At 44.7% G+C, this 12,615-nt stretch carries 18 protein-coding genes; 5 read left to right on the top strand and 13 right to left on the bottom strand.

All coding sequences use genetic code 11. The annotated features are described in order from the left end of the window. The first annotated feature begins 31 nt into the window (after positions 1-31). From AC0IYG_RS07395 to AC0IYG_RS07385, 3 genes are read left to right on the top strand one after another with little or no spacing between them, the layout of a single operon-like run. On the top strand, positions 32-364 hold the full coding sequence (locus tag AC0IYG_RS07395) for an arsenosugar biosynthesis-associated peroxidase-like protein (RefSeq protein WP_082217972.1): 333 nt from the start codon (positions 32-34) through the stop codon (positions 362-364). A 38-nt stretch (positions 365-402) separates the two neighbouring features. Next, complete coding sequence (arsS, locus tag AC0IYG_RS07390; protein ID WP_082217973.1) at positions 403-1,449, top strand: arsenosugar biosynthesis radical SAM (seleno)protein ArsS; 1,047 nt, start codon at positions 403-405, stop codon at positions 1,447-1,449. Then, positions 1,400-2,077 carry a TIGR04282 family arsenosugar biosynthesis glycosyltransferase gene (locus tag AC0IYG_RS07385; RefSeq protein ID WP_229208589.1) on the top strand — a complete coding sequence of 226 codons (678 nt, stop codon included), beginning with the start codon at positions 1,400-1,402 and terminating at the stop codon, positions 2,075-2,077. Before arsS ends, AC0IYG_RS07385 begins: the two co-directional genes overlap by 50 nt. 1 nt (position 2,078) lies before the next feature. Here AC0IYG_RS07385 and AC0IYG_RS07380 read toward each other — a convergent pair whose 3' ends face one another. From AC0IYG_RS07380 to AC0IYG_RS07350, 7 genes are all read right to left on the bottom strand, one after another. After that, positions 2,079-3,002 carry an MFS transporter gene (locus AC0IYG_RS07380; protein WP_471710453.1) on the bottom strand — a complete coding sequence of 308 codons (924 nt, stop codon included), beginning with the start codon at positions 3,000-3,002 and terminating at the stop codon, positions 2,079-2,081. A 568-nt stretch (positions 3,003-3,570) separates the two neighbouring features. Further along, positions 3,571-4,320 carry a metallophosphoesterase family protein gene (locus AC0IYG_RS07375; RefSeq protein WP_082217977.1) on the bottom strand — a complete coding sequence of 250 codons (750 nt, stop codon included), beginning with the start codon at positions 4,318-4,320 and terminating at the stop codon, positions 3,571-3,573. Next, a complete protein-coding gene (locus AC0IYG_RS07370) occupies positions 4,317-5,093 on the bottom strand; it encodes a metallophosphoesterase family protein (RefSeq protein WP_082217978.1) in 777 nt (258 codons plus the stop codon). The genes AC0IYG_RS07375 and AC0IYG_RS07370 overlap by 4 nt, the downstream gene beginning before the upstream one ends. Positions 5,094-5,104: 11 nt before the next feature. Further along, positions 5,105-6,142 (bottom strand): ACR3 family arsenite efflux transporter, encoded by a 1,038-nt coding sequence (gene arsB, locus AC0IYG_RS07365; protein ID WP_082217979.1) that lies wholly within the window; start codon positions 6,140-6,142, stop codon positions 5,105-5,107. After that, entirely contained in the window at positions 6,139-6,588 is a 450-nt protein-coding gene (arsN2, locus tag AC0IYG_RS07360) for an arsenic resistance N-acetyltransferase ArsN2 (protein ID WP_082217980.1), read from the bottom strand. Before arsN2 ends, arsB begins: the two co-directional genes overlap by 4 nt. Positions 6,589-6,603: 15 nt before the next feature. Next, on the bottom strand, positions 6,604-7,176 hold the full coding sequence (locus AC0IYG_RS07355) for a DUF6428 family protein (protein WP_229208591.1): 573 nt from the start codon (positions 7,174-7,176) through the stop codon (positions 6,604-6,606). Between the two features lie 56 nt (positions 7,177-7,232). Next, a complete protein-coding gene (locus AC0IYG_RS07350; RefSeq protein WP_082217981.1) occupies positions 7,233-7,565 on the bottom strand; it encodes an ArsR/SmtB family transcription factor in 333 nt (110 codons plus the stop codon). Positions 7,566-7,724: 159 nt separating this feature from the next. Here AC0IYG_RS07350 and AC0IYG_RS07345 point away from each other — a divergent pair, with 159 nt between their 5' ends. Beyond that, positions 7,725-8,342 carry a protein-tyrosine-phosphatase gene (locus AC0IYG_RS07345; protein ID WP_471710452.1) on the top strand — a complete coding sequence of 206 codons (618 nt, stop codon included), beginning with the start codon at positions 7,725-7,727 and terminating at the stop codon, positions 8,340-8,342. Positions 8,343-8,731: 389 nt separating this feature from the next. After that, complete coding sequence (locus tag AC0IYG_RS07340; RefSeq protein ID WP_471710450.1) at positions 8,732-9,154, top strand: four-helix bundle copper-binding protein; 423 nt, start codon at positions 8,732-8,734, stop codon at positions 9,152-9,154. A gap of 278 nt (positions 9,155-9,432) precedes the next feature. Here the strand turns inward: AC0IYG_RS07340 and AC0IYG_RS07335 are convergent, their stop codons facing one another. From AC0IYG_RS07335 to AC0IYG_RS07310, 6 genes are all read right to left on the bottom strand, one after another. Next, a complete protein-coding gene (locus AC0IYG_RS07335) occupies positions 9,433-9,714 on the bottom strand; it encodes a TlpA family protein disulfide reductase (RefSeq protein WP_471710892.1) in 282 nt (93 codons plus the stop codon). Further along, entirely contained in the window at positions 9,650-9,949 is a 300-nt protein-coding gene (locus tag AC0IYG_RS07330; protein WP_471710448.1) for a TlpA family protein disulfide reductase, read from the bottom strand. The genes AC0IYG_RS07335 and AC0IYG_RS07330 overlap by 65 nt, the downstream gene beginning before the upstream one ends. A gap of 34 nt (positions 9,950-9,983) precedes the next feature. Then, entirely contained in the window at positions 9,984-10,397 is a 414-nt protein-coding gene (locus AC0IYG_RS07325; protein ID WP_471710446.1) for a rhodanese-like domain-containing protein, read from the bottom strand. Positions 10,398-10,426: 29 nt separating this feature from the next. Further along, positions 10,427-11,344 carry a substrate-binding domain-containing protein gene (locus AC0IYG_RS07320; protein ID WP_082217984.1) on the bottom strand — a complete coding sequence of 306 codons (918 nt, stop codon included), beginning with the start codon at positions 11,342-11,344 and terminating at the stop codon, positions 10,427-10,429. 12 nt (positions 11,345-11,356) lie between these two features. Then, positions 11,357-11,818 carry a DsrE family protein gene (locus AC0IYG_RS07315; RefSeq protein ID WP_082217985.1) on the bottom strand — a complete coding sequence of 154 codons (462 nt, stop codon included), beginning with the start codon at positions 11,816-11,818 and terminating at the stop codon, positions 11,357-11,359. 208 nt (positions 11,819-12,026) lie between these two features. Next, positions 12,027-12,611, bottom strand: a complete 585-nt coding sequence (locus AC0IYG_RS07310; protein ID WP_439559755.1) for a TlpA family protein disulfide reductase — start codon at positions 12,609-12,611, stop codon at positions 12,027-12,029. Positions 12,612-12,615: the final 4 nt, after the last annotated feature.

Below are 12,615 nucleotides of genomic sequence, written 5' to 3'. Positions count from 1 at the left end.
GTATATAAATGCCAACCTTAATCTGCCAAAGATGAATACCTATTATAATCCCGAAGACCTAAAAAAATTTGGTTCAATTGGTGAATTCCAGAAAGAACTGGCTGATAAATTTTTCTCTTATTATGGCTCTGTATTTGCCGAAGGTGCACTTACTGCCAGGGAGAAATCGCTGATTGCACTCGCTGTTTCCCATACTGTCCAGTGTCCTTACTGCATTGATGCCTACACGACAGATACCTTGGAAAAAGGGTGTTCGGAAGCAGAAATGATGGAAGCCGTGCATGTGGCCGCCGCCATTAGAGGGGGAGCGACTTTGGTGCACGGCGTTCAGATGATGAACAAAGCAAAAGATCTTTCCATGTAAGCGATTGTCGGCGTTTCACCAGTAACCCAAGTAAAGCAATGAAATCACTTAAGGCAAGCGGGCATTTGCTCTCGGATTCTGCGTCGCAGATCAAGACCTTGCATGACCAGGTGTTTGATAAGCTGCAGCTTCCTCTTTTTGAACAAAAAATGGAGGCTGCATCCCTGTATCCTTTAAAACCGGCCCGCACCACCACCATGCAGATTAATGTTGGTAAAATGTGCAATCAGATTTGCAAACATTGCCATGTGGATGCGGGTCCCGACCGGAAAGAGATTATGACCAGGCATACCATGCAGCAGTGCCTGGATAAACTTGCGGATTCTGAAATTACTACCGTCGATCTTACGGGAGGGGCACCTGAGATGAATCCTGATTTCCGTTGGTTTGTTGCAGAACTGACTGCAATTGGTAAACATGTTATTGTCCGCTGCAATTTGACTATTATCGTAGCCAACCCAAAATATCACGACTTGCCTGACTTTTTTAAGCAGCATCAGGTTGAAGTAGTCAGCTCGCTGCCCTTCTATAACGCCGACAAGACAGACCGGCAGAGAGGCAAAGGCGTTTTCGAGGATTCTGTGAAGGCATTAAGGATGCTAAACGCGAGAGGCTATGGAGTGGAAGGCAGCGGGCTTATCCTTAATTTGGTTTACAACCCAAATGGGGCATTCATGCCTGCGCCACAACAGGGCTTGCAGCGCCAATTCAAAAAGGCCCTGCATGATGAATTTGGAATTTTATTTAATGAGCTTTTTGCAATAACCAATATTCCTGTCAGCCGGTATCTGGATTACCTGATCAGCTCGGGTAATTATGATGGCTACATGGAAAAACTTGTTAACGCCTTTAATCCCGTAGCTGCAACCGGTGTCATGTGCCGGTCAATGGTTTCGGTCGGTTGGGATGGCTCACTATATGATTGTGATTTTAATCAAATGCTCGATATGCAGTTTGATGCTGCATACAACCACATCAGTCGCTATGACCAGGAGCTGATCGATAATCGTGAAATTAAGACTGGTCAGCATTGCTATGGCTGCACAGCTGGTGCTGGTTCAAGCTGCGGCGGTAACACGATTTAGCCCGTTTCCTATGAACAACGCTTTAATTGTTTTTTTGAAGAATTTAACGCTTGGAAAGGTTAAAACCAGATTGGCAGCTACCATTGGCGACCAGAAGGCCTTAGAAATTTATAGCCAACTTGTGGAACATACCTTAAATCAGGTGAATACGGCTAACTATGAGAAATTGCTTTACTTTTCCGATAACCTGCATAGTGACCTTCCTGTAATTGGACAAGATTTTCTGCTTCGCCAACAACAAGGCGGCGATCTGGGAGAGAGAATGTCAAATGCTTTCAAAGAAGTCTTCGAGTCGTCTGCTGAGAAAGTACTTATTATAGGAACTGACTGTCCTGGCCTGGATACATCTATTATCGAGCAGGCTTTTGATGCACTTGATATGCATCAAGTTGTGATAGGGCCAGCAAACGACGGAGGTTATTATCTTCTTGGAATGACTGGTTTCCATAGCTTTCTTTTCGAAGATGTACCATGGAGTACTTCAAGTGTGCTGGAATTAACGCTTCAAAAATGCGCCATGCATGGGCTTAGTTATACGCTCCTCGAAGAACTTTCAGACATAGATGATGAAAATGATCTGAATTCATGGAATGAATGGTTAAAAGTTAATCAGTCCAGAGAATCATGATCTATACAAGTAATGTCTTGGTTCGTTTGTGATAAACCCAGGTATGAACTATTAAAAGCAAAGTGAGAGCAGTAAAGATCAGGCTCACATCGTTATTGGCCAATAAAAAGCCGCCCGCCAATGCACCAAATGCGGAACCCGCATCCCGGAAAGTGGCATTAATTGAGACAGCGCGCGTCACATCGTCTTTCCCAGCGGATGCTGCGCCCGCTGCCAGGGATGCATTGACATTATAAAACGTAAATACGAGGATCAATCCCGGCATTACCCAGCCGCTTGTTGCCAGCAGCAAACCCATGCAGATCAAAAGTATTGACCCTGAGTAAATGTTAGCAAGCCCAAACCGGTCAGCGGACCAACCCGCAAAAGGCGAAATCAAAAGCGAGCAGATCCGTCTGAAAATAAGAAACCCGGCAGCAGCGGCAGTAATTTCAACTGCCGACCAATAGGGATGCGCATCCATCAACAGGGCTCCAATTAAAACCACAAGCATACCTTCCACTGCAAAAGCCGCTAGAAACGCTAACCGGTTAAAGACTGATGGAAATGATAATTTGAAGTTAAATGGGCGAGCTCGCAAGCTGTCCCTTTCTTTTAGTTTAAAAGCGAGGCAAATTCCTGGCGTCGAAAGGAGCGCAATTACTAAAAAGATCGAGCTAGGACTGATTACTTCAAAAAGCAGTGGGCCAACCAACAACGCTAGTAGTGGGCCTGATTCGATAATGCTTTGGCTCATTCCCAGTGCCAGGCCTTTCTTTGGATAATCCATGGCATAAGTAATTGCCCCAACGCGAAGGACAGAATACGATATACCCCACAAGATCCTGAGCAGCACCAAAGTTACAATGCCAAAACCTGCACCATAGCCAGCTGTGGCTAATACGGATACAGTTGCCGCGACGATTATAGGTATACGAAATCCCACAAGACTGAAAACGCGCAAGATAAGTGGGTTAAGCAGAATCCGTGTGAAGCGATTAATTGACAGGATGGTTCCTATCCAAATGATTGGAACGTGGATGCTGGAAGCATTTACTGGCAGAAAAGAATATAGAAATGCATCACCCATCAAAGCGAAGCTCTAAGCTGAAAGACGCATACATGGGCAATTTCATTTCGGCAATATTCTTTCTCATCCCTCCCTTAATTCGGTTTATTTAGCTCTTACAAACCTTAATCTGACTATGTATCTTGCGGCTGGATGATGATCAGGCAAAAATATCCTCTTTCCAGTCAGCTGCCGGATCAGATCGTAATTAAGCTTATCATCGCGGGTAAATACTTTCACTTTCCCTATAGCGCTATCTTCGCCAACAGAAAACTGTATTACAACTATACCGCCATTTTCACCAAGAACAGCAGGATAGTCAAGAAGGCAGGATAATTGATTGCCTAGGTCATACGTCTTTTCTCATCTTGTTAAAGAATAGCAAGTTGCCACTGTGGTAAAAAGAGAAGAAACAAAACCATCAAACCTTTCATCTGAATAAAGGTTAATATGCTTTTCTTAAATTATCTGCAAAAGCATTAGGAAGTAGGCTCAGCTCTACGGCCTGCGCTGCCTTTTCTACATCGTACTTAACCCTTACAAATTCAACCTTAACAGCATCTTGATCTGTACTACTGGCTGTCTGATTAATCGTGATAAGTACATAACAAGCGCGCGCATCACCATCTTTGGGTTTTCCGACGGAACCAGTGTTAATAAGGTGATGAAAATGCTCACTGCCATTTTCACCTGAATCAATGACACGGTGATAAGGCTTGTGCGAATGTCCGAAGCAAAGGATATCCGCTTTAAATTCTTTGACTATTTCAAGCATGCACTGCTCAGGCAGTTCCTGCAACAGATATTCGTTGATGCTTCTAGGGCTACCATGTACAAGCAGTATGTTCAGCTGCTGATCATTAAGCTGAAACTCTATTCGCAAATGCCTGGGAAGTGTTAACAGGTAATCCCTTTCTTTGTTTCCAACCAGTTTATAAGCATATTCGCTGTTTTCTTCTTTGCTGCAATCGCCTTGGGAAGGCAGTATCTTTGCAACTTTCAGGTCGTGGTTTCCTGCAATGGTTGCAATGCCATGTTTGCGCACCAAACCAATTACTTGGTTAGGCCATACATTATAGCCCACAAGATCGCCCAGGCAATAAACTGCGTCTGGCTTCCTGGTTTCCAGATCCGCTAGCACTGCCTTGAAAGCGGGAAGGTTTGCATGGATATCAGATAGTAGTGCTATTTTCATTTCCCCAGACGTAATGATTCTGCATATGCGTCGGGAAGGATGCTGCCTTCTACGGCCTTGGCTGCCTTTTCAATATCATATTGAAAGCGTATAAACTCTACCGTAATGCTATCCTTACTTGATGCCAGTGCATCGGTACTAATATGCAGGATCACATAACCACCCCTTGGGTCACCATCTTTTGGCTTACCGACAGAACCAATATTGATCGCGTGCCGGAAATGATCTGTGCCGTCTGGCTCGACTGAGCCCAAGATCCTATGATAAGGTTTGTGGGTATGCCCGAAAAGCATCACATCTGCGCTGGCCTGTTCCATGATCCGCAGCATGCTTTTTTCGTCACGGTCCTCAAACAAGTATTCGTTGATCCTGCGAGGGCTGCCATGCACCAGAAGAACCGAAAGTGGTTTATCATTCAACTGGAAATCCAGACGGATGTGTGCCGGCAAGGTTCTTAGATAAGCCCGCTGCTCGTCCTTGACAATTTCGTTTGTGTAAGCAATCGATACTTTGCCGTTTTCTTTTTCATCGTCCGTTTTATAAGCGCAGCCACAATCGTCGCTGCTTCGTCCGATCCCGAAGTCGTAATTTCCGGCAATGGTAGGGATACCACGTTTCCTGATCTGATCGATTACTTCGTTTGGCCAGATGTTGTAACCAACCAGATCACCCAGGCAATAAATAGCATCAGTGTCTCTTGAATCAACATCTTTAAAAAACGCCTCCAATGCCGGAAGGTTGGCGTGAATGTCAGAAAAAAGGGCAATTCTCATTTAATATGTAGTTAATTGGAAAACTTGTGCTGCTGTTTGAGTGCAAAATTGACCATCAGGATCAATACCGGCACTTCTATTAGTGGGCCAATGACAGCAGCGAATGCAGCCCCCGAATCAATCCCGAATACTGCGATGGCTACCGCTATCCCGAGCTCAAAGTTGTTACCTGCGGCAGTGAAGGCCAGCGATGTTGATTTGGCATAATCTGCGCCTGCGCGTTTGGACAGGTAGAAAGCAGAGAAAAACATGATTGCAAAATAGATTGTAAGCGGCAGCGCAATGCGCAGCACGTCAAAGGGAATACTGACAATCAGCTGGCCCTTCAAACTAAACATGACCACAATCGTAAAGAGCAAGGCAATTAATGTGATTGGGCTGATGGCGGGAAGAAATTTCTTCTCATACCACTGCTTACTATACAGCTTCGTTAATACGATCCGTGAAATAATGCCTGCCAAGAACGGGATGCCCAGATAAATGAAAACGCTTTGGGCAACTTGCCCAATAGTAATGTTAACCTCAAAGCCCTTCAAGCCGAAAAGCGGCGGTAATACCGTTACGAAAACATAGGCATACACCGAATAAAACAAGACTTGAAAAATGCTGTTGAAAGCAACCAGTCCTGCCGCATACAGGCGGTCACCATTAGCCAGGTCATTCCAGACAATGACCATGGCAATGCAGCGGGCAATGCCGATCATGATCAGGCCAGTCATGTACTCAGGCTTATCGGGAAGGAAGATAACGGCCAGGCCAAACATCAGCAGCGGGCCAATGATCCAGTTTTGAAGCAGCGAAAGCCCCAGGATCTTGGTGTTGTTAAACACCTTTGGCAGCTCTGCATAACGCACCTTGGCCAGTGGCGGGTACATCATTAGCACAAGGCCAATGGCTAGTGGAACGTTCACGCCTGACCCAGAATTAAACTGGTTGATAAAATCAGGTGTGCCTGGCAAGAAATAGCCAATTGACACACCGATCAGCATGGCCAGAAAAATCCATAAAGTCAGGTAGCGGTCTAGGAAGGAAAGACGCGGGTTATTCATGTGGTTGTATGCTTTAAATCTCTTTTCATCACGACAGCAGATGTTGGGCAAAGGCCACTAAACTGCTTGGTTTGCTGAATTGCTTCCGGCACTTGCTCACGGTTTACGACCGCAAAACCATAGCGGTCAAAATAATGGTCAGCTGTGGTTGTGATCAAATATATAGCTTCAAGTTCTTTCGTGTCAGCATTTGCCAGCAGCTGCTCGACCAATTTTCGGGCAATGCCCTTACCCTGATGATCAGGGCGAACTGCAACTGAGCGTAACAATCCAACTTCTCTATAAAGCTCTATTCCAGCAACACCAACAAGTGCTCCTTCCTGTCTGGCTAAAAGAAAATCCGGCAAGCCAGCAGGCAAGTCTTCGGTAAGAAGGCCTGCATCTTTCAGCAGGCTGATTACGAGTTCTTTGTCTGCTGGCCCTGCTTTATCAATTTGAAGTTTCATAGCTGGTTGTTTTGATTAGCAGCACCCAGAGCCTGGCTTGCAGCTCTCACCATCGGAGGTGACCAGTTCCAATTCCTGTTTAACAGGGGCAGGCGCGCAGCATGAAGCTTCGGCGGGCGACGTGCCGCAGCTTTGGTTTCGGGTAAGTGCCTTGCATTGGGTGAAGTCCGGAACCAGGTTAACAGTGAATGTTTCACCATCGGAGGCAAATTCTCCGGGGTACATCTGGCGTGTATCAAACCTGGAATTGCCGAACTCAATTTTAACGGTTGCATTAGGGTTCAGGGGAAGGGATTTTTCAACCAGGTCAACAATTTTCAGCGCTTTGTCAACTTTCATTGAACGGTCTACTTCTTTCTCTGAGGGTTCCCATAGCTGCACGATCACTTCTGTCCAGCTGTTCATTACCCCGCCGCAATCAACTGAAACAATCGGTGCTTGTTTGATCTCGGTAATGTGGTAAGAGCTGTCTACAAATTTGCCTTCCTCATATTGGAATTGCAGGTGCAGATCAGGGTTTTGTTTAAGGGTATTTTTGAAATCACCCCAGCTCATCGGACCGCGGGTCTCCGGATTTAATTGGCTCATGGTTTTTATTGGTTAAATGTATTATTACGATTGATATTTTCAAAAAAATGCCCTGCCTAGTTGCAGCAGGATTCACTAAGGGCAAATGTATCAAGCAACGTACCGAAAGTTTTTTGCGCTTCTGACCACACGACCGGGTTTATGCAATAACATACCCTTGGTGGATTGATTTCACCGTGGATAATGCCGATCCTTTTGAGCTCTTTTAAATGCTGTGAAACAGTTGCCTGGGCAAGTTCGAGCTCATCCACTAAATCACCGCAAACACATGCTTTTCTGGAAATTAGCAGTTGCAAGATCGCAACCCTGGCCGGGTGCGAAAACGCCTTTGCCAGATCGGCGATACGGTTCTGCTGCTCTGTGAATATTTCGGTTTTAGTTACTCCCATGCTGCAAATATAGATAGCATTCTATCAATTGCAATATTACGATGAATATTTTTTTGTCTGATAAATTCTATCGTATCTTTACGATTGACTACAACTTACCTGATAAATATGAGCCTGATCCATCTTTTACTAATAACCTTTTTTACCACTGCCGCAATCATGCCAGCTAGCAAATCAGACAACAAAAAAGCACTAAACCCGAAGCTGTCTTCCTACATCAACACGATTAAAGACGACATTTTAAAAATTCCAGGCGAGAGAAGAGAAGAGCTCGACAAAATAGCCGCATTTATCCAAAAGCAGGTTAAAGCCGGCCAGCCCGTGCAGCTCACTTACATCTGCACGCACAATTCGCGCCGCAGCCATTTCGGCCAAATTTGGGGCGCAACTGCTGCTGCAAATTACGATATCCCTAATGTGAAAACATACTCTGGCGGTACTGAGGCCAGCGCATTCAATGAGCGGGCGGTCGCTGCCTGCGAGCGGGCTGGTTTTGCGGTAACGAAAACATCAGAGGGCAAAAACCCGGTTTATCATGTAAGCTACGGGGACGGAGCTGAACCTATGAAAGCTTTTTCAAAAAAATATGATGACGCTAGCAACCCTCAAAGCAATTTTTGCGCTATCATGACCTGCTCGCAGGCTGATGAAGCGTGCCCTGTTGTAAAAGGCGCAGCTGCCAGGGTTGCCGTTCCGTTACGATGCACTCAAAAGCCTTTGATGGCAGCGCGCAGGAGACGGCCAAATACGACGAACGCTGCAAACAGATCGCCATAGAAAACTTGTATGTTTTTTCAAAAGTGAAAATCTAGGTTATCGCGCTAACAAGCATTGGACAGTTACATTCGGCAGTATCCGGGCGACCATTTTTCCAGGCATTTGTCTACACCGCTAATCATTGACTTCTTGATGAATTCCAGGTCAGCGATCTTACGCTCATGAGAGATACTTTTTCCTGATATTTTTACAGAGACATCCCTACATAATAAAGTAACTTTTCAAATAAACAGTAAACGACCGACTAACTAGTCAGCCAATAGCGGTTACAAAAGCCAGCTAGCAGCTCGCAAAAAAATAAGACAATTAAGTTCTCAAATAGCTGGGACACTGGAACCGTTTTTGTATCGAAACGCCAATTTCAATAATGTTTATTTAAACTATGAAATATGGCAAATCAACAATTTAAAGACTGCATCGACGCTTGTGCGGCTTGTGCAGTGGCATGCAGCTATTGTGCAACTGAATGTTTAAAAGAAGCTAATCCAGAAAAGTTAGTCAGATGTATCCAGCTTGATCTTGAATGCGCTGCCATCTGCCGTAGCGCCGTAGAAGTAATGAGCCTGGGAAGCGAATTCAGCGCAGATTTGTGCCGTGTTTCGCGAATGCTTGTAATGCTTGTGCACAGGAATGCGAGCAGCATGCGCATATGGGGATGGATCATTGCCGCCGGTGCGCGGAAGCCTGCCGAGCATGTGCAAAGGCTTGTGAGCAGATGGCCACGCCAGTATGAGAATCTGAACAAAATAGGAAGCCAAACTTTATGTTTGCTTCCTATTTCTATAATGAATTTAGCGATGCAGGGCCTTTAACGCTGGCCTGCTTGGCGGTATCTAATTGATCGGCTAAGTTCGTGTTGGCTATCGGCCTCCTTTAAACGCGCGTTATCTCTAGGGCCGAGCACTTATAGGCAAAGTGTAAACCAAAGGGAGCCACGTCAGTATGTTAAAGAAAAAGACGGCTTTCGGGGGAACCTAGTGCTTTCTCCTGCGAACCCTTCCCTGAGAGCAGATTCAAGAATCCTGGAACGACCGCAAACCTTGCTTAATCAGGTAACTGGTTTGGATAATCAGTTTGTTTAGTACTAAAATTACTTGCCTACCTTATCACTTAAAAACTGGTCTAGCTCTTTTCCATGCAGATTTAGTGCAATAATCGAGCCTTTTTCGTCAATGATCGCATTGAAAGGAATCCCCTCTAATTGATAAGTCTTTGCAACAGGCGATGCCCAGAATTTCAAATCGCTGACCTGGGTCCAGGGAAGACCGAGTTTCGTGATCGCCCGCTGCCAAGCGTCTCTTTTACTGTCAAGGGGAAACTGCAAAAATTTCAAAATTTTTGCTTTGTGATCCAGGGCGGTGATACTTTGCATATAATCGTTTAAGCTCTGGCTGCTCCTGAATGCAGGGCGCGCACCAGGATGCCCAAAAGTCGATCAACACAAGATTGCCTTTCATGGATGAAAGCGACTTTTGTTCGCCAGTTATCGAAGGCAGCGTTATTTCGGGAGCCTGGCTTCCGATTTTAAGTGGTTGCTGAGCGGATAAATTTCCGCCAATACCATACAAAAGAACCGTTAAAAAAACTATGAGGGGTAATTGTTTCATTTTAGAAATCATTATTGAACTGGGTAATCTTTATCTATCCAATCTGTTTTAATATTCTTGGGTATATCCAGAAGTTTAGCGTTTTTAAATCCCATTTTCTTAATCTGGGAAAGGCAGGCCTGATATTAGGACAACGATCAAAGGGACAGCAACCACAGTACAGGACCACTTCACGGTTTTTATCCTCTTTCGAAAGTAATGTTTCCAGCTTTTTAAGGTTGGCCTTTTCGTCTGCCGGGCCGATATCCACAGAACCTTTGATAACTGCCTGCGGGCCGATATTAACGATAAGGGGCATAAGAGTTTTTGCTTGCTGGATCCGGTCTGCCAATTGCTTTGGTGGCATAAGCTGAGAAGAAGACCAGGGCTCCTGCTTAGTTTGTCCCTGCACGAATGTAAATGATACTAACAGAGATAATACTGTAATAATTTGTGTGATCTTTTTCATGTTCGAAAAGAATTTTTAGGACAGGCCGTTTAATTTACATTAAAGCCATATTTGACATAAATATTTTTTGCGGTAGTACTGGTTAGAAAATCCATAAAATCCTTCGCCGCTTTCGGATGGGGTGCTTTTTTTAGCAAACCAGCCACATAGGTTGATTCAATATTATCTTTCTCAGGAATTTCTACCAGCTCAATCGGATGCCCGATCATTTTTTGATAATAGGCCTCAGAATACCAGACCGGACCTGCATGTGATTGCCCGTACAAAATTCGCATCGGTGTTTGCCGGTGATGGATCTGGGTTAAAAAAGTTGTCTTCGCATTTACCTTGTCATGCATAATCAGCTCGCGAAGCTTCTGACCGCCAACTTTCGTATAAGCTTCTTCGATAAGCTTCCCTATCCCTTCCCATTCCGGGTTTGGCATACTTACCAACACGTCCTTATGGCCCAGATCTGCCAGGCTTTTTATCTGCTGCGGGTTGCCTTTCTGAACCATAATGGCAAGTTTGCTTTTAGCATAGGTTTCTGTTCGCAAAAACATGTCCGAGAACTCATCAATTTTCCCTTTTCCGGCGGTATAAATGTCCGGCTGATGACTGATACGCATATTCCCAATCGTTATAGATCCAGACTGGATCTGTTTGCCCAAAATCCCGGGCGGTAACGTCTCTGCAAATACCCGTTGATACTGCGGATACTGTTTTTTAAATGCTGATAACAAATCATCAATCACCATAAACTGGTTACCTCCAAAAAATATGATTAATTGGGGATCAGTAATATCTCCATACAGATCAGGTACATTGTCTATGCCTGGTACTGTAAACTGTAAGCCTTCAGTGGGCGGCGTATTCCAGGGCGGATCAAAAGAATGATCCTGCCCGCTCACCCTGCCCAAAGCAAAAAGGTTTACGAGCATAATCGTAAGAAAAACAATTCTATTCATAGCGGTAGGCGTTTATGGGTGTACAACCGCCCACCCCTGCTGCTGACGGATTATGATCTCGCCGTTACCGCTAGGGACAAATGATATAAAATCGAAAAGCTCATCCTTACTGATATTACGCTCCCGAAGTGTGTTTTCGCATTCCGCCAGGATAACCCCTTTTGCCTGTAAGGCCTTCACCTGGCTCTCATAAGGATTGGTTTTTTTGAAGACCGCAACTCCCCCGCCGTGAACTACGAGCTCAGCCTTCAGCTTTCCTTTCAAACGGGGATCTTCCAGGGCATTCATTATGTTTTTTAGGGTTGCCTTAATTGTTTTATCATCGTCGCTATTCAGTTGGTAGACGACCTTATAAGACTTTTTATCGGCAGTTGCACCGTGAAACTCACTGGGGCTAAACGGTTTATTTTGCGCCCAGGCTCGGCTTGAAAGCAACAATAAGGTGGCAAATAAAAGACATGCGATCTTTTTCATTTCTTATAGTTTTAATTGATTTACTTATTAAGTATGATTATGCTGCTGCATTGGACTAGGTGCTAAGTCAGACAGCCTGTAAAAGTTTTTCAAAATGCATGATCTTTCCATTGATTGGAATGATACATAATCTGATAAACAAGCCTACAAACTTTGGTGAGATTTGTCATAAGCAGTTTGCTTCATAATGATTATTAAGTGGCCTTTCCTACTTTGCAAGCTGTGCGATCATATCAACAATTTTAGGACTACTGTAGTCCGCAGCACCTTCCTGTCTGTATACCATTTTGCCTTGCCTATCCAGAATAACCGTAGTAGGAACGGCTCCCTGCATAAAAACCGGCGGTATCTCGCTGGCCGGACTTACCACCTCCAAAGCATACTGGTGCTTCTTCATGAAGCTATCTGACTTCTGGTGATTACCATCTACATCCACCATCAAAAAGACCACCTTTTCATTGTCCTTAAACTTGCTATGCAAATCATTGATCGAAGGCATTTCTGCAATGCAGGGCGGGCACCAGGTTGCCCAAAAATTGATAAATATGACTTTTCCTTTTAACGAGGCCAGATCAATCGTCTTTCCACCACCATCTTTAAAATAAACATTTGGTAAAGGTTCTGCGGCAGCTTCATCAGGCTGCCTGTCAATTTTGGGCTGGAACAGGCCGATTTTCATCAGGCTCTGAATTGTCCATCCTTTTACCTGTGGGCTGATCACCATAGCTGCGATAAATACCACCATCATGGCCGAGAATATGTTTGAAGGCGATAACCATTTCTTTTTCATCATTATT

The organism is Dyadobacter sp. AC419 (genome assembly GCF_979253085.1).
This window is presented reverse-complemented; position numbering and strand designations above follow the sequence as displayed.